Source organism: Streptomyces sp. NPDC003635, from assembly GCF_053587635.1.
In genome coordinates, this window is sequence record NZ_JBSFOK010000010.1 from 110,911 (window position 1) to 126,299 (window position 15,389).

15 protein-coding genes are annotated in these 15,389 nt (G+C 71.8%); 6 read left to right on the plus strand and 9 right to left on the minus strand.

The window, feature by feature from the left end; all coding sequences use genetic code 11:
- Positions 1 to 39: 39 nt before the first annotated feature.
- Genes ACWDRW_RS12660 through ACWDRW_RS12670 form a run of 3 tightly spaced genes read right to left on the minus strand, consistent with a single transcriptional unit; the run spans position 40 to position 2,904 of the window.
- Complete coding sequence (locus ACWDRW_RS12660) at positions 40 to 1,437, minus strand: FAD-dependent oxidoreductase (protein ID WP_451722571.1); 1,398 nt, start codon at positions 1,435 to 1,437, stop codon at positions 40 to 42.
- Positions 1,430 to 1,732, minus strand: a complete 303-nt coding sequence (locus tag ACWDRW_RS12665; protein WP_451722573.1) for a (2Fe-2S)-binding protein — start codon at positions 1,730 to 1,732, stop codon at positions 1,430 to 1,432. The genes ACWDRW_RS12660 and ACWDRW_RS12665 overlap by 8 nt, the downstream gene beginning before the upstream one ends.
- Positions 1,729 to 2,904, minus strand: a complete 1,176-nt coding sequence (locus ACWDRW_RS12670) for an NAD(P)/FAD-dependent oxidoreductase (RefSeq protein ID WP_451722575.1) — start codon at positions 2,902 to 2,904, stop codon at positions 1,729 to 1,731. Before ACWDRW_RS12670 ends, ACWDRW_RS12665 begins: the two co-directional genes overlap by 4 nt.
- A gap of 77 nt (positions 2,905 to 2,981) precedes the next feature.
- Here ACWDRW_RS12670 and ACWDRW_RS12675 point away from each other — a divergent pair, with 77 nt between their 5' ends.
- On the plus strand, positions 2,982 to 4,394 hold the full coding sequence (locus ACWDRW_RS12675; RefSeq protein WP_451722577.1) for an aminopeptidase P family protein: 1,413 nt from the start codon (positions 2,982 to 2,984) through the stop codon (positions 4,392 to 4,394).
- 106 nt (positions 4,395 to 4,500) lie between these two features.
- On the opposite strand, the gene ACWDRW_RS12680 is transcribed toward ACWDRW_RS12675, so the two are convergent.
- Complete coding sequence (locus ACWDRW_RS12680) at positions 4,501 to 5,172, minus strand: MmyB family transcriptional regulator (protein WP_451722578.1); 672 nt, start codon at positions 5,170 to 5,172, stop codon at positions 4,501 to 4,503.
- Between the two features lie 224 nt (positions 5,173 to 5,396).
- On the opposite strand from ACWDRW_RS12680, the gene ACWDRW_RS12685 reads away from it, so the two are divergent.
- The 3 genes from ACWDRW_RS12685 to ACWDRW_RS12695 all read left to right on the plus strand — a co-directional run bounded on the left by ACWDRW_RS12685 (position 5,397) and on the right by ACWDRW_RS12695 (position 6,981).
- Positions 5,397 to 6,047, plus strand: a complete 651-nt coding sequence (locus tag ACWDRW_RS12685) for a helix-turn-helix domain-containing protein (protein WP_451722579.1) — start codon at positions 5,397 to 5,399, stop codon at positions 6,045 to 6,047.
- Positions 6,048 to 6,079: 32 nt separating this feature from the next.
- The gene (locus ACWDRW_RS12690; protein WP_451722701.1) at positions 6,080 to 6,610 is read left to right on the plus strand and encodes a toxin-antitoxin system, toxin component; all 531 of its coding nucleotides are present in this window, start codon (positions 6,080 to 6,082) and stop codon (positions 6,608 to 6,610) included.
- Positions 6,611 to 6,744: 134 nt separating this feature from the next.
- Complete coding sequence (locus ACWDRW_RS12695) at positions 6,745 to 6,981, plus strand: hypothetical protein (protein ID WP_451722580.1); 237 nt, start codon at positions 6,745 to 6,747, stop codon at positions 6,979 to 6,981.
- Positions 6,982 to 7,278: 297 nt separating this feature from the next.
- On the opposite strand, the gene ACWDRW_RS12700 is transcribed toward ACWDRW_RS12695, so the two are convergent.
- Both ACWDRW_RS12700 and ACWDRW_RS12705 read right to left on the minus strand, forming a co-directional pair.
- On the minus strand, positions 7,279 to 7,956 hold the full coding sequence (locus tag ACWDRW_RS12700) for a 4'-phosphopantetheinyl transferase family protein (RefSeq protein WP_451722581.1): 678 nt from the start codon (positions 7,954 to 7,956) through the stop codon (positions 7,279 to 7,281).
- On the minus strand, positions 7,953 to 8,813 hold the full coding sequence (locus ACWDRW_RS12705; protein WP_451722582.1) for a metallophosphoesterase family protein: 861 nt from the start codon (positions 8,811 to 8,813) through the stop codon (positions 7,953 to 7,955). The genes ACWDRW_RS12700 and ACWDRW_RS12705 overlap by 4 nt, the downstream gene beginning before the upstream one ends.
- A gap of 302 nt (positions 8,814 to 9,115) precedes the next feature.
- Here ACWDRW_RS12705 and ACWDRW_RS12710 point away from each other — a divergent pair, with 302 nt between their 5' ends.
- Together ACWDRW_RS12710 and ACWDRW_RS12715 are read left to right on the plus strand one after the other, a co-directional pair.
- A complete protein-coding gene (locus ACWDRW_RS12710; protein ID WP_451722583.1) occupies positions 9,116 to 10,231 on the plus strand; it encodes an ATP-grasp domain-containing protein in 1,116 nt (371 codons plus the stop codon).
- A 125-nt stretch (positions 10,232 to 10,356) separates the two neighbouring features.
- Complete coding sequence (locus ACWDRW_RS12715; RefSeq protein WP_451722584.1) at positions 10,357 to 12,036, plus strand: carbohydrate binding domain-containing protein; 1,680 nt, start codon at positions 10,357 to 10,359, stop codon at positions 12,034 to 12,036.
- A gap of 25 nt (positions 12,037 to 12,061) precedes the next feature.
- On the opposite strand, the gene ACWDRW_RS12720 is transcribed toward ACWDRW_RS12715, so the two are convergent.
- The 3 genes from ACWDRW_RS12720 to ACWDRW_RS12730 form a co-directional block, all read right to left on the minus strand.
- Positions 12,062 to 12,943 (minus strand): sulfotransferase family protein, encoded by an 882-nt coding sequence (locus tag ACWDRW_RS12720; protein ID WP_451722703.1) that lies wholly within the window; start codon positions 12,941 to 12,943, stop codon positions 12,062 to 12,064.
- 234 nt (positions 12,944 to 13,177) lie between these two features.
- Positions 13,178 to 14,518 carry a 6-phospho-beta-glucosidase gene (locus ACWDRW_RS12725; RefSeq protein WP_451722586.1) on the minus strand — a complete coding sequence of 447 codons (1,341 nt, stop codon included), beginning with the start codon at positions 14,516 to 14,518 and terminating at the stop codon, positions 13,178 to 13,180.
- Positions 14,515 to 15,279 carry a DeoR/GlpR family DNA-binding transcription regulator gene (locus ACWDRW_RS12730; RefSeq protein WP_451722704.1) on the minus strand — a complete coding sequence of 255 codons (765 nt, stop codon included), beginning with the start codon at positions 15,277 to 15,279 and terminating at the stop codon, positions 14,515 to 14,517. Before ACWDRW_RS12730 ends, ACWDRW_RS12725 begins: the two co-directional genes overlap by 4 nt.
- Between the last annotated feature and the right edge of the window lie 110 nt (positions 15,280 to 15,389).

A 15,389-nucleotide genomic window follows, 5' to 3' on the forward strand; every position in this document is an offset into this window, starting at 1 on the left:
TGTGACATTTTACTGTCCGGAAAAGGGAGGGGTGAAAGGTCAGTCGCCGTCGGCCTCCCCGGCCCGCGCCAGTACCCCGAGCGGCACGGGCCGCGCGAACGGCCGCCGCGACGGCGTGAGCGCGCACCCGGCGAGCCCCGCGACCGCCGGTCCGCACACCCGTCCCTGGCACCAGCCCATTCCGGCCCGGGTCAGCAGCTTCGCGGTGCGCGCGTCACCGGCGCCCAACTCCTCGACGGCCTCGCGGACGGCCCCACCGGTGACCTCCTCGCACCGGCACACCACGGTGTCGTCGGTGATCAGCGAGGTCCACTCGGCGGGCGGGGCGTAGACGGTGTCCAGCGCGGCGAAGAACTCCCGCAACCGGGCCCGCGTTCTCGCGGCCGGCGCCCAGGCGCGCGGGTCGGGTGCGGTGCCGTGCAGACGGGCGGCGGCGGACCGGCCCGCGACATGTCCCTCGGCCAGGGAGAGAGCGGCGCCACCGATGCCGGTGGTCTCCCCCGCGGCCCAGACGCCGGGCACATCGGTGCGCTGCTCGGCGTCGACGTGCACGGCGAGTCCGTCGAGGCGGCAGCCAAGAGTCTCGGCGAGGTCGGTGTGGGGCAACATGCCGTGGCCGACGGCGAGGGTGTCGCACGGGATACGGCGGAGGGTGCCGGGCCTGACCCGCCCGTCGCCGTCGAGCGCGGCCACCGTGACCGCCTCGAGCCGCTCGGTGCCGTGCGCCTCGACCACGGTGTGCCGGGCGAGGGTCCGCACCCGGTGCCGGAGCAGGCGGGCCGCGTACCCGGCGCCTTCGACGACCTTGCCGGGCTCGGCGAGGAGTGCGCGGGACCGGCGTACGAAGGCCAGGGGGTCGGCCGAGTCCACGAGCGCGGCCACCCCGACACCGGCCGCCGCGAGCCCGGTCGCCACCGGAAGCAGCAGCGGTCCGGTCCCGGCGACGACGGCGGTCCGGCCGGACACCGCGAGGCCGCCCTTGAGCAGGGCCTGGGCACCGCCCGCCGTGACCACACCCGGGAGCGTCCAGCCGGGGAAGGGCAGCACCTTCTCGTAGCCGCCGGTGGCCAGCAGCACGGCGTCGGCGCGCACCTCGGCGGGGTCCGCCTGCTCGGGTCCGTGGAGGGCGTGCACGGTGAATCCGGCGCCCCGGCGCTCGACGAGCCAGACATGGTGGTCTGTCATATGTCGCACGGCACGGGAGGCCACATGGGCGTGAAGGCCGTCACGCAGTCGCTCCCACGTCCGCCACTGGTGGTGCAGCGCCTCGGGGCGGCGGGCACCCAGCTCGGCCGCGGGCTGCCGGTAGAACTGTCCTCCGGCCTCCGCTGCCGAGTCGATCAGGGTGACCCGCACCCCGCGCGAGGCGGCGGCGACGGTCGCGGCGAGCCCCGCGGGTCCCGCGCCGATGACGGTGAGATGGGGTCGTTCAACCATCGTGACCTGTCCCCTCCTGGGTGCGGATCGCGTCGCCCGGGTGCAATGGCACAAGGCAGGCGCGCTGGTTGGGGCGGTCGTTGACGGTGACCAGGCAGTCGAAGCAGACACCGATGCCACAGAAGACGCCGCGCGGCCGGCCCTCGCCGCGCGTGGTGCGCCAGGAGGTGACCCCGGCCGCCCACAGCGCGGCGGCCACGGTCTGTCCGGGCACGGCGTCGACCTCCCGGCCGTCGAGGGTGACCGTGAACGAGGGGCCCGGCTGGGCGTCGGCCAGCTCCCATGGGGCTTTCACGCGATCTCCTCATCGGCATCGGCTTCGGTATCGGCGGGGAAGCGGTCGGGGCGGAAGGGAGTCAGGTCCAGGTCGGGGGTCTTCGCGGTCAGGGCCTGCGCGATCAGGTGCCCGGTGCCGGTGGCGAGTCCGATGCCCGCGCCCTCGTGCCCGCAGGCGTGATGAAGGCCGGGGACGCGCGGGTCGGGCCCGATGGCGGGCAGGTGGTCGGGCAGGTACGGCCGGAAGCCGAGGTACGTGCGCATGGCCCGGACGCCGCCCAGAAAGGGGAACAACCGGGTCGCCCCCTCCGCCAGGGCACGCACCACCGGCAGCGAGAAGGAGCGGTCGAAGCCGACCCGTTCCCGGCTCGCGCCGATCAACACCGGTCCAGCGGCGGTGCCTTCCACCACCGGCGAGGTCTGGAGAGCGGCCGAGTCACTGGCGACGTCGGCCACGTAGTCGGCGGCGTACACCTTGTGCCGGACCAGGGGTGGGAGGGGTTCGGTGACCAGGACGAAGCCGCGCCTCGGGAGGACGGGCAGGTCGACGCCCGCGAGCGCGGCGAGTTCGCCGCCCCAGGTACCGGCCGCGTTCACCACCGCCGGGGCGTGGATCTCACCCCGGTCGGTGCGCACCCCGCGTACCGCGCCGTCGGACGTGGTGAGGACGTCGGTCACCGTCCGGCCTGTGAAGAGGCGGGCTTTCGAGGCCCGAAGGAGGTGGGCGGCGGCCAGCGCGGGCATGACCTGGCGGTCCTGGGGATAGAACACCGCACCGGGCAGGCCGGGGGCGAGACGGGGTTCGAGCTCGTACAGCCCGTCCCCTGCGACCGTCTCGGCGGTGACGCCGGCGGCACGCTGCGCCTCGGCGAACCGCTCCAGGGCCGCGAGCCCGTCCGAGGTCGAGGCGACGACCACGCCGCCCTTCGCCTCGTACTCGATCAACCGTCCGCACTCTTCCGCGAGTTCGGCCCACAGCCGGCCGGACAGCAGCGCGAGTTCCAGCTCGGCGCCCGGCTCCTTGTCGGAGACGAGGAGGTTACCCTCACCGGCGCCGGTGGTACCGCCGGCCACCGGGCCGCGGTCGACCACGACGACGTCGAGTCCGGCCCGGGCGGCGTACAGGGCGCAGGCGGCGCCCGTCATCCCGGCGCCGACGACCACGACATCGCAGGTCAGTCCCTTGCTCACGGCAGTACTATGTCACATACTTCTGCCGGTGGGAATGCCACCACACGCCACCACACTCAGGGAATGAGGTGCCCGACGTGGCGAAGGGCCGCAAGAACGGTCTGTACCGAGGAATCTCCGACGAACTGTCCGCGCTGATGCGCACGGGCTGGGCCGACACCGAGCGCAGGGACCTGAAGCCGACCGAGCAGGCGCCCTACGCGGCCCGCCGCCGCGCCGCGCTGTCCGCGCTCTTCCCGGGCGAGCGCCTCGTCGTGCCCTCCGGAGGCCTCAAGACGCGCTCCAACGACACCCACTACCCGTTCCGCCCGTACACCGGCTATGTGCACCTGACCGGCGACCAGGCCCGGGACGGCGCCCTGGTGCTGGAGCCCCGCCCGGACGGCGGCCACGACGCGCACTGCTACCAACTCCCCCGTGACAGCAGGGACAGCGACGAGTTCTGGTCCGGCTACACCGCCGAGCTGTGGATGGGCCGCCGTCGCACCCTCGCCGAGTCCGAGCTGCTGCTGGGCCTGCCGTGCCGCGACATCCGCACGATCGCCGACGACCTCGCCCAGGCCCCCGCCGCGCCCACCCGGATCATCCGCGGTGTGGACCCGGCGCTGGAGGCGGTCGTCCCCACCGACGAAGCGGGTGACGAGGAGCTGGAGGAGGCGGTCTCGGGGCTGCGGCTGGTCAAGGACGCCTGGGAGATCGGGGAACTGCGCCGGGCCGTGGACGCCACGGTCCGCGGCTTCACCGATGTCGTCCGGGAGTTGTCGCAGGCGGTCGCCACCTCGGAGCGCTGGATCGAGGGCACCTTCTTCCGCCGTGCCCGGGTCGACGGCAACGACGTCGGCTACGGCTCGATCTGCGCGGCCGGCGAACACGCCACGATCATGCACTGGCAGGACAACGACGGCCCGGTCCGCCCGGGTGAACTCCTCCTGCTCGACGCGGGCGTGGAGACACGCACCCTCTACACCGCCGACATCACCCGCACCCTCCCGATCAGCGGCACCTTCAGCCCCCTTCAACGCGAGGTCTACGAGGCCGTGTTCGAGGCCCAGGAGGCGGGCATGGAGGCCGTACGGCCGGGCGCGCACTACCGCGACTTCCATGAGGCGGCCCAACGGTCGCTGACCGACCGGCTGGTGAAGTGGGGCTTCATAGCGGGCCCCGCCGAGCGGGCCTACGAGCTGGGCCTGCAGAGGCGGTTCACCATGGCCGGTACCGGGCACATGCTCGGCCTGGACGTCCACGACTGCGCGCAGGCCCGGAACACGGAGTACGTGGACGGGGTACTGGAGCCGGGCATGGTGCTGACCGTCGAGCCGGGCCTGTACTTCCAGCCCGACGATCTGACGGTGCCCGAGGAGTGGCGGGGCATCGGTGTGCGCATCGAGGACGACGTACTGGTGACGGCCGAGGGTCACGAGAACCTGTCGGCGGCGCTGCCACGCTCCGCGGACGAGGTCGAGGCGTGGATGGACGAGTTCGCGGGCTGACCGGCCGGGCGGCATGCGGGCCGGGGGGCCGACCAGGCGGAAGCCCGCGGCCCCGCCCCCCGGCCTGACGTGGCGCCGTCGGCGACCTGAACGCCGACGGTGCCCGTCAGGCCTCGGAGGCGGGCACCACGCTCAGGTGGGCCGCCGTGCGACGCGGACGCCCCGCTCGGCGCGAGGGGTGGGCCGTGCGGCGCGCGTCGCGCAGCACCAGCGTGATCCGTGTGCAGCCCAGGTCCTTCAGAACACCGGGGGTCTCGTCGACGATCCGGCAGTCGGTGGCGCCCCAGCGCGGGTCCGGGTGCAGCAGCGGCCGTACGGCGCCGTCGTGGGCCAGGGCCTGTTCACCGACCGTGCGGATCCAGTGCGGCAGGCCGTGCCGGTAGGCGGCCTCCATGATCGGGTCCTGGGCGATGTCACGACGGATCGACTGCAGGCCGTGGTCGTGGCCGAGCCCCTCCAGGGCGGCCGCGAAGTTCGCCAGCATCGGCAGGCACCAGCTGGACTCGTGGTCGCCGAGGACGGTGGCGGCGTCGGGGTGGAACAGTACGAACCGCAGGAAGTTGTCACCGGGCATGGCCGTCGGATGCGGGCCCACGGCACGGAAAAGTGACGCGAAAGCGGTGTTGGCCAGGACGACGTCCCAGCGGTGGTCGAGCACGACGGAGGGGAACGACACGGCCTCCAGCAGGCTGGCGTAGTCCTGGAGGTAGGCCTGGGCCTCGGGATTCTCGGGGACGGGTCGCGGTGCCGATCGCTGCCCTCCTGCCTGATATGCCATCGGGAGGTCACCCCTCTTGCCTGTGCGGCCTTGACGCGGCGCCCCGATCCTGCTGCCCCGACGCAAGGCGTGTCAACTATCGTGGCATTTCATGCCGGTTGACGGCTGAAATTGGCCACAGTTGTGGCGAGACCTGGATGTGAGTTCGAACCACCCGCTACTCTCCGGGAAGTTCACAGGCGACCGCTGGTGAGAAGACGGTGAGAGACGTAGGAGTTCTGTCGGTGACGGGTGGCTTCGAGGGTCCGGGCGCCACGGGGACGGCGGCACTGCCGGCCGTCGTCGCTCGCGTGACCGCGCTCGCCGACCGGCTGGGCGTACCGCACACCGAGGTCTTCGCGATCGGTCGGCTGTCCGTCGCCTCCGGTGTTCCCGAACCCGTGGTCAGGGCGTTGCTCAGCGGCCGCCCCGCGGGCGAACCCGATGTGCAGGCGCGCTTTCTGCAGCGTCTGGACCTGTTGCGGCGCACCCGGCTCAAGCCCAACGGGCGCAAGTACACCCAGCAGGAGATCGCCGACGGGGCGGGCATGTCGCGGCAGCAGGCGGGTGCCCTGATCAACGGCGACCGGCGCCCCACGATGGAGCACTGCGACGCCATCCAGCGCTTCTTCCGGGTGCACGCCGGTTTCCTGACCGCTGAGGACCCCGAGGCGCTGGCGGGTGCCCTCCAGCGCACGGAGCAGGAACTCCTCCAGCAGCTCGCCGAGCGGGAGGCGGCCGTCGCCGCCGAGGATCCCCTGGAGCGGCTGCTGCAGGACCACGGTGTGCGCGGGATCGCCTGGCGGGCCGCGCAGCTGCCCACCGACCAGCACCGCGACAAGGTCGCCGAGTGGCTGGACATGCTCCTGGAGAGCGTCAAGCGGCCCGAGTCGTGACCCGGGAGAGGACTGTGGGCATCCGTAGGGACATGCATCGCCTGTGCGGCGAACTGGTCGGCGAGCTGGAGCTCCCCGCTCCCGCGCGCCCGGCGGACCTGTACGGCGCGCTGTGCGCCGCGATGGCCAGACGCCGCGGCCGCCCGGTCCGCTTCCGTACGGCCGCCTTCCCGCCCGGTACCGCGAGCGGGCTGTGGCTCGACATGGCCGACCAGGACCTGGTCGTGATCGAGGAACGGACCGCGCCCGACCATCAGTTGGTGATCCTCGGTCACGAGCTGTGGCACATGAAGGCGGGGCACCACGGCCACCCCGTCGAGGGCGCGGCGGTGGCGGCCCGGCTGCTCCGGGACGACGCGCAGCTGGAGGCGACGGTACGGCAGGTGGCGGCGCGCAGCCGGTTCGACCTGACGGACGAACAGGAGGCGGAGAGCTTCGGGCTGCTGCTGGCCAGCAAGTGCCGTACTTGGCTCGCTGGTTCGGCGCTGCGCGGCCCGGTCCAGAAGGACCATCTGGCGGGCCGTATCGAGGCCTCGCTCGGCTACCGGGGACCGCAGGCCTGAGCGCTTCTGACGTGCGCTGAGTGGGCGAACCCGCGAGTGGTCCGACCCGATTGTCAGTGGTGGGCGGCAAGCTGGTGGTGCGCCCCCTTTTGCGGGGCGGGACAGATGACGCCGACTTCGGGGAGAGCCGACCGATGCCCACCGCCGTACTGACCGACCGCGAACGCGTCGCCGTGCAGGCGTATCTACGGCTGCTGCACACCGTACGGGCCGCCTTCGACGCCGCCGGAGGCCCGCCGGGCGAGGAACGACCACCCGTGGTGCCGCCCGGGGTGCTCGCGGAGGCGGAGCGGGCGCTGGCGGACGCGGGGCTCACCGGCAACGAGGAGGAGTTCTTCGGACTGCTGCAGCACTGGTGCCCGGAGCCGTGAGGCGCCCCGGTCCCACCGGGCAGCCATGAGGCGCCCTCGCCCCTGGGTAGTAACCGTGCGGCGCCCCGGTCCGCTTGGCAACCGGGAAGCGCCCCGTCCCGGGTAGCAGCCGTGCGGCGCCTCGGCCCGCTTGGCAGCCCTCAGGCGCCTCACCCCCGGTAGCAGCCACGAGCCACCTCGGCGCGTAGCGGCGTGGAGCGCCTCACCCCCGGGTATCAGCCATGAGGCGCCACCGGCCCCGGGCAGCAGCCGCGAGGCGCCTCGCCCGTCGGGGCGGCGGGGAGGTGCCTTTGGGCCTCAGGCGTGCGGTACGGCGACCGCGGTGGCGACCAGGCCGCGTTCGACGGTCCAGCGGCCCTCGAAGACCTCGACGCGCCGACCGCCCACCAGGGGTCCGGGGACCAGGAGCGTGGCGCTGAAACCGCCGCCGGCCCGGCCGCCTGGGTGGGGGAAGAGGTCGATGTCGGCCTCGGTGAACTCGAGCCACTCGCCGGTGAGGGGGAACCACGCCTTGTAGACGGACTCCTTGGCGCTGAACAGCAGCCGGTCCCAGTGGATCCCGGGGTGTTCGGACGTCAGCCGCCGGACCCTTTGGGCCTCGCCGGGCAGGGACACGGCGGCCAGCACTCCGGGCGGGAGCGGCTCGCCGGGTTCGGCGTCGATGCCGACGGAGGCCAGGTCGGCGGCGCGGACCAGGGCGGCGGCGCAGTAGCGGTCGCAGTGGGTCATGCTGCCGGCGATGCCCTCGGGCCAGCGCGGGGCGCCCCGGTCGCCGGGCAGGAGCGGCTGGGGCGGCACCCCGAGCTTCTCCATGGCCCGGCGGGCGCAGGCCCGTACGGCGGCGAACTCACGGCGGCGCTTTTCCACCGCCCGCGCGACGACGGCCGCCTCCTCGGGGTAGAGCACCGCGGACGGGTCCTGCTCGCCGTACGCCTCCACGGTCACCACCGAGTCCGGCAGCAGCTCCTCGATCACGGGGCGCCGACCTCCCTGGGCAGTATCCGGCGCAGCCGGCCCGGCGGTTCCGGGCGCTTGCGCCACTCGCGCGGGTAGCCGATCGACACCTCCTCGAAGCGGACGCCGTCGTGGAAGGTGGTCCGCGGGATGTGCAGGTGGCCGTAGACCATGGTCTCCACCCGGAACCTGCGGTGCCAGTCCGCGGTGAGGTCGGTGCCGCACCACATGGCGAACTCGGGGTGCCAGAGGACCTCCATGGGGTGCCGGTCGAGGGGGTAGTGGTTGACCAGGACCGTGGGGAGATCGTCGGGCAGGGCGGCGAGGCGGTGCTCGGTCTCGGCGACCCGGGCCCGGCACCAGGCCTCGCGGGACGGGTAGGGGTCGGGGTGCAGCAGGTACTCGTCGTTGCAGACGATCCCGGTGCCCTGCGCGTACCGCAGTCCCTGTTCCTTGGTCGTGCAGCCCTCCGGCAGGAAGGAGTAGTCGTAGAGCAGGAAGAGCGGGGCGACGGCGACGGGGCCGCCGGGGCCGTCCCAGACCGGGTAGGGATCCTCCGGTGTGATCACACCGAGCTCCCGGCACAGGGCGATCAGATAGTCGTAACGGGCGACGCCACGCAGTGTGACGGCGTCCCTCGGGTGGGTCCACAACTCGTGGTTGCCCGGGGCCCAGATGACCTTGCTGAAGCGTCCGGCAAGCGTTTGCAGCGCCCATCGGATGTCGGCCACGGTCTCCGCGACGTCGCCGGCGACCACCAGCCAGTCGTCGTCGGTGTCCGGGCGCATCTTCTCGACTAAGGAGCGGTTCTCTTCGTAGCCGATGTGCAGGTCACTGATGGCCAGCAGCTGTCCGGCACCGCCGACCGTCGACGTCACCTCTTGTCCCCCTCCGTGCGTGGAAAGCACCACGAGAACACATTCGCGGATCGGGTACAAGGCGGGTTCGCGCCCGGCGCGGCCGTGTCGGGAGCGGGATCTTGGGCCGCGTGATCCGGGTGGGCATGATCGGGAAATCCGTAACACGCATGTTGCACGCGAGGCCCCGGCGGGGCCGTATGATCGCCCCAACACCACCGCCATGAACTTCCCTTCGCACGGAGCGGTTTGGTGTACCTCCAACCCACTTGGCCGGGCCCGGCCTGCTTCGCCGTGCCCGCGAACCGTGAAAGGCGGCCTGAATGGTCTCTCGCGTACGCGTCTGGCTCAACCGCACGTACGCGGAGAACGTGTTCTTCATGGATCAGCTCCGCCGAAATCCCAGCGATCGCGCGGTGGAGATCCATGCGACGCACGGGGACGCCGACTCGCCCGTCCTGGCCGCCGCCGACACCGCCGATCTGGAGCCCGAGGGCCTGTCCCCGGCCGCGTACGTGGAGTACGCCCTCGACCAGTGCGCCCGGCGCGGGATCGACGTGTTCGTGCCCCGGCTGCACCAGGCGGCGGTGGTCGCGCACCGCGCCGAGTTCGAGGCCGCCGGTACGGCGCTGCTGGCGCCGCCACCGGAGGCGGTGGCCGTCTTCCACGACAAGGTGATCGCCTACGAGGCGGTCCAGGCGATCGGGGTGCCGGTGCCGCCGTGGTGGCGGGTGCGCGGCGCGGACGAACTGGTCGCCGCGGTGGAGGAGCTGGAGGCGGGCGGGCACAAGGCCTGCTTCAAGCCGGCGTCCGGGGCGGGCGGGGTGGGCTTCCGTGTGATCACGCGCGCCCCCTTCTCGCTCACCCACCTCAACGGCTTCCCGAGCCCGTACGTCCCGCTGGATCTGGTGCTGGACGCGCTCACTCAGGCCGAGGAGGAGGTCGACTGGCTGGTCATGCCGCGTCTGGAGCAGCCGGAGGTGTCGGTGGACTGCCTCACCGGTCCCGACAACCGGATCCGGATGGCGGTGGGCCGCACGAAGAACGGCCGCCGACGTGGCTTCACGCTGCACGAGCAGTGGCTGGCGCCCGCGCGTGCGATCGCCGAGGGGTTCGGGCTGCACTACCTGTCCAACATCCAGTTCCGGATGTTCGGCGACCGCCCGGTGCTGATGGACGTCAACACGCGCCCCGCGGGCGGCCTGCACCAGCTGTCGCTGTGCGGCATCAACGCCCCTTGGGCGGCCGTCCAGTTGGCGCTCGGCGAGGATCCGGGGGAGGTCGCGCCGCCGTTCCTGGGGCAGGACTACACGGTGGTCGCGGGTCCGCGGCCGTTGTGCGGGGCGTCGCTGCCGCAGCAGCGGACGGAGACCCTGCCCGCCATGCCCGCACCCGTCAACTCCGTTGAGACGAGGGCGAGTCAGGCTCTGCCCCTATAGAAGTCCCCCGGTATGGACCAATTGCCGCACGGCTCCTTGACAGGTTCGTTGGTCCATACCAATTTGGGTTGCGCACTCTCCTCTGCACCACCTCCCGAACCACCCCATTCCTTCAGGGAGTTCGCGTGCGCATCTCACTGTTCAGACGTTCCAGACGTCGACTTCTCGCTCTGCTGGGCGCGGCGGCGCTCGCCTTCACCGGTGCCGTCGCCCTGCCCGGTACGGCCCACGCGGCCAACATCCTGTCCAACCCCGGCTTCGAGTCGGGCGCCCTCTCCCCGTGGTCCTGCACCGGCAACCTCGGCTCGGTGGTCTCCTCGCCGGTGCACGGCGGGTCCAGGGCCCTGCAGGGCGCGGTGACTTCGAGCGACATCGCCAAGTGCGGCCAGACCGTGCGGGTCCAGCCCAACACCGCGTACACGCTCAGCGGCTGGGTGCGGGGCAGCTACGTGTACCTCGGGGTCGACGGCGGCGCGTCCACCTGGACGACATCGCCGTCGGCGTACAGCAGGCTCAGCGTGTCGTTCACGACCGGCGCCGCGCAGACCTCGGCCACCGTCTACACCCACGGCTGGTACGCCCAGGGCACCTACCACGCCGACGACATCAGCCTCGACGGCCCGGGCGGCGGCTCGGACACCCAGGCCCCGACCGCGCCCGGCAACCTGCGGTCCACCGGCAAGACGTCCTCCAGCGTCTCGCTGGCCTGGAACGCCTCGACGGACAACGTGGGCGTCACCTCGTACGACATCTACAGCGGCGCGAACCAGGTGCTCAGCGTCTCCGGTACGAGTGCCACGGTGAGCGGGCTCTCGCCCAGCACCGCCCATACCTTCAGCGTGCGGGCGCGGGACGCGGCCGGGAACGCCTCGGCGGCCTCCAACTCCGTTTCCGTGACCACCGACCCGGGCACGCCCGGCACCGGGTTCAAGCAGGCCGCGCCCTATCTGTACCTCGGCTGGGGCGACCCGCCGAGCGCGGCCTCGGTGATGAGCGCGACCGGCATCAAGTGGTACACGATGGCGTTCATCCTCTCCTCCGGCGGCTGCAACCCCGCCTGGGACGGCAACCGGCCGCTGACCGGCGGCAACGACCAGAGCGTCATCAACTCGATCCGCGCGGCCGGCGGTGACATCGTCCCCTCGATCGGTGGCTGGAGCGGCAACAAGCTCGGGCCCAACTGCTCCACGGCGGAGGCGCTGGCGGGCGCCTACCAGCGGGTGATCGACGCCTACGGCCTGAAGGCCATCGACGTCGACATCGAGAACACCGACGAGTTCGAGAACGCGGTCGTGCAGGACCGCATCCTGAACGCCCTGAAGATCGTCAAGGCAAACAACCCGGGCCTGCGCACGATCATCACCTTCGGTACGACGACCACGGGCCCGACCTACTGGGGCAACCGGCTCATCGACCAGGCCAGGGCGCTCAACGCCAACATCGACGTGTTCACGATCATGCCGTTCGACTTCGGCGGCGGCGCAGACATGTACGGCAACACCGTGAACGCCACGGAGGGCCTGAAGAACAAGCTGAAGTCCGCCTTCGGCTGGGACGACGCCACGGCCTACGCGCACATCGGGATCTCCGGCATGAACGGGCTCAGCGACCAGCAGGAGCTGACCTCGCCGGCCACCTGGACACAGATCCGCGACTGGGCGAACTCCCACCACATCGCCCGGCTCGCCTTCTGGTCGGTCAACCGCGACCGGCCGTGCCCCGGCGGGGGCGTGGTGAGCAACTGCTCCGGCATCAGCCAGAGCAACTGGCAGTTCACCTCGATCACGGCCGGCTTCACCGGCTGAGCCCTGGAGGAGTGGGGGTCCGGGCCTAGAGCTCGTACCCCCACGCCTTCGCGATCTCCCGCAGGCGCGGCGGTAGTTCGACCTTGGGGTCGGCGGTTCGGGCGGGCTGGATCCTGCCCGACTTGATGGTGCTGGACCAGTCCCCGAGCTGGGGGCGGAACGTGCCGTGGTCCTTGCTGCCGTAGTCGAGCATGCCGCTCTCCCACTCGACGCCGAGGTACGCGCAGATGGCGCGCGTGGCCTTCTCCGGCTCGGCGGTCAGCTCCTCGTACGTCACCACATGGACGTCCAGGGTCCGGCGCGCCTCTTCCAGCTTCTCGGAGTAGCCGAGGACCTCGGCGAGGATCTCGGCGTGGTCGGGGTCCTTGCGGCGGTCGGTCAGGGAGGCGATGATCGCGCCGGGGTGCCGCAGCAGCAGAATGTACCGGGCGTTCGGCCAACATCGGTGCAGCCGGGGCCAGATGAGGGTGTTCGGCGGCGTCTTGTCGACGATGACGTCCTTGCCGCTGCGGGTCAGCTCCAGATGCATCACCCGGTCCCACAGCAGGTGTTCCAGCTCGGCCCTGTCCAGCTGGAGCGCCTTCATCGCGTCCGCGGTGAAGCTGCGGGCGAGCTGGACGTGGACCGTGCGCAGATGCATCTCGTGCGGGGCGCGGATCCGGCTGTGGCTGTTCAGCAGCACCCGCAGCAGGGTCGACCCGGAGCGCACCGAGGACAGTACGAAGACCGGGGAGTCGACCAGGCGCGGAGCGAGCGGGGCGACGTAGGACGGCTCCTTGGGCCCGGTCTCCGTCCGGGGCGCGGGAATGGCGTCCAGCGTGCGGCGCGGCGGGCTCACCGCCTGGATCATCAGCCTGCCCCGACGCCTGAGCCCCTTGCCGATCACAGACTTGCGCGAGTCTCGCACCGCCACACCTTTCTCCTGCGCTTTCCTCCGCATCCCAGAGGCAGAAGGCGAACTGCAGGTGTCCGGAAGGCAAAGCGCCAGGACCGCGGAGGCCGGGATTCCGGCCATGACCTGGCGCTTTACCGCTTCCTTAAAACTTCCTGGGAGCGTGTGGGGCAACCCGCTCGATCATTGACGCGCCGGTGGTGGAGCCGCTCCGCGCCCTCCTCGATCCGTCGGCATTCGTCCGGCCGGCTACCGAAGGTAGGCCAGCCCCGGATGGACCTCGGTGTACCCCTCCACCAGCCGCCGGGCCACGTTCACCGAGTCGACCAGCGGATGCAGCGCGAAGGCCTTCACGGCCGTCGTGCGCGAGCCGGACCCGGCCGCGGCGAGCACCTCCCGCTCGACCGCCTTGACCGAGCAGACGAGCCCGGTGGCGTGGCCGGGCAGCGGGTCGACGGCGACCGGGTGGGCGCCGTTGGCGTCGACCAGGCACGGGACCTCGATGACGGCGTCGGCGTCGAGGACGGACAGGGTGTGCTGGTTGCGGACGTTGAGGATCAAGGTCGTGCGCTCGTCGCGCGCGATGGCCCGCATCAGCGCGAGGGCGACCTTCTCGTAGCCGCCCGAGAGGTCGTCGGCGTCGCGCTCACCGGCGCCCGCGGTCTCCCGGTTCTCCGCCATGTACGTGGCCTCGCGCTCGGCGCGCGTACGGTCCCAGGCGTCGAGGGCGGCCGCGTCGGGCTTGCCCATCTCCTCGTAGAACCGGGCCTGCTGGTCGCGCAGGAAGGCGCCGCGGGTCTGCTCGGCCTCCTGGTAGGCGCGTACGGCCTCGCGGTTGAAGTAGTAGTAGTGCAGGTACTCGTTGGGGATCGCGCCCAGCGACCGGAGCCAGTCGGGGCCGAAGAGCTTGCCCTCCTCGAACGAGCCGAGCAGGGCGGGGTCGGCGAGCAGGCGCGGGAGTTCGTCGCGGCCGGCGACGCGCAGGCCGCGGACCCAGCCGAGATGGTTGAGGCCGACGTAGTCGATCCACGCCTCGGCCGGGTTCCTCACACCGAGCACACGGGCGATACGGCGGCCGAGGCCGACCGGCGAGTCGCAGATGCCGATGACCCGGTCGCCGAGGTGGCGGGACATCGCCTCGGTGACCAGGCCCGCGGGATTGGTGAAGTTGATGACCCAGGCGTCCGGCGCGAGCCTGGCCACCCGACGCGCGATGTCGACGGCGACAGGGACGGTCCGCAGGCCGTACGCGATACCACCGGCGCCGACGGTCTCCTGCCCGAGCACACCCTCGGCGAGTGCCACCCTCTCGTCGTTCGCCCGGCCCTCCAGGCCACCGACGCGGATCGCGGAGAAGACGAAGTCGGCGCCGCGCAGGGCCTCGTCGAGGTCCGTGGTGGCGGTGACCACGGGCGCGTCGGCCACGGTCGACGCCTGCTCGGCGAGCACACGGGTCACGGCGTTCAGGCGGGCCGAGTCCAGGTCGTGCAGGACGACCTCCGTCACCCGGCCGTCGCCACGGTCCCCGAGGAGCGCCCCGTACACGAGCGGCACCCGGAATCCGCCACCGCCCAGAATCGTCAGCTTCACGTCCGCACCTCTCCTGCCACCACCACGTCGACGCCGGCCTCCTCCAGGGCGGTCCTGGTCGCCGCATCCACGGGAGCGTTCGTCACCACCACGTCCAGGTCCTCCGGACCGCAGACCTTCGCCATACCCGTACCCGGGAACTTCGCCGAATCCGCGAGCAGCACGACCCGGTCACTCGCCGCGATCATCGCGCGTTTGACCGGCACCTCGACCACGGTCGTGTCCATCACCTGTCCGCCCGGTCGGACTCCGCTGGTGCCGAGGAAGAGCCAGTCGGCGTGCAGCTGGCGCAGGTTGTCCTCGGTGAGGAAGCCGACCAGCGAGCGGTACTCGCGCCGGACCATGCCCCCGAGGATCACCAGCTCGATGCCCTCGTCGTCGGCCAGCTCCTCGTAGACCACCAGGTTGCTGGTGATCACGGTGAGCCGGCGGCCGTGCAGTTGCCGGGCCAGCCGGTAGGCGGTGGTGCCGATGTCGAGCAGCACCGACCGGCCGTCCTCGATCATCGCCGCCGCGTGCTCGGCTATGGCGTCCTTCTCGGCCACGCGCACCTCGGCGACCTCGGCGAAGGGCTGGTCGCCCTCCTCGACGACCGCGCCGCCGTGGACCCGGGTGAGCAGTCCTTCCTCCTCCAGTCGGAGCAGGTCGCGCCGGATGGTCGCGGGGCTCACGCCGAGCTGCTCGGACAGGTCGGTCACGGCCGCGGGGCCGCCGGAGCGCAGGGCCCGCAGGATGAGTTGATGTCGTCGTTCCGCCAGCACGACGTGAACACTACTCGTCATTCCCCATCACTTCCGTGCTCAGTTCTGCTCGACTATTGACCAACCCGCTGCTGACCGGGCTGCTTTTCCACGACCTCGTCCTGACGGGT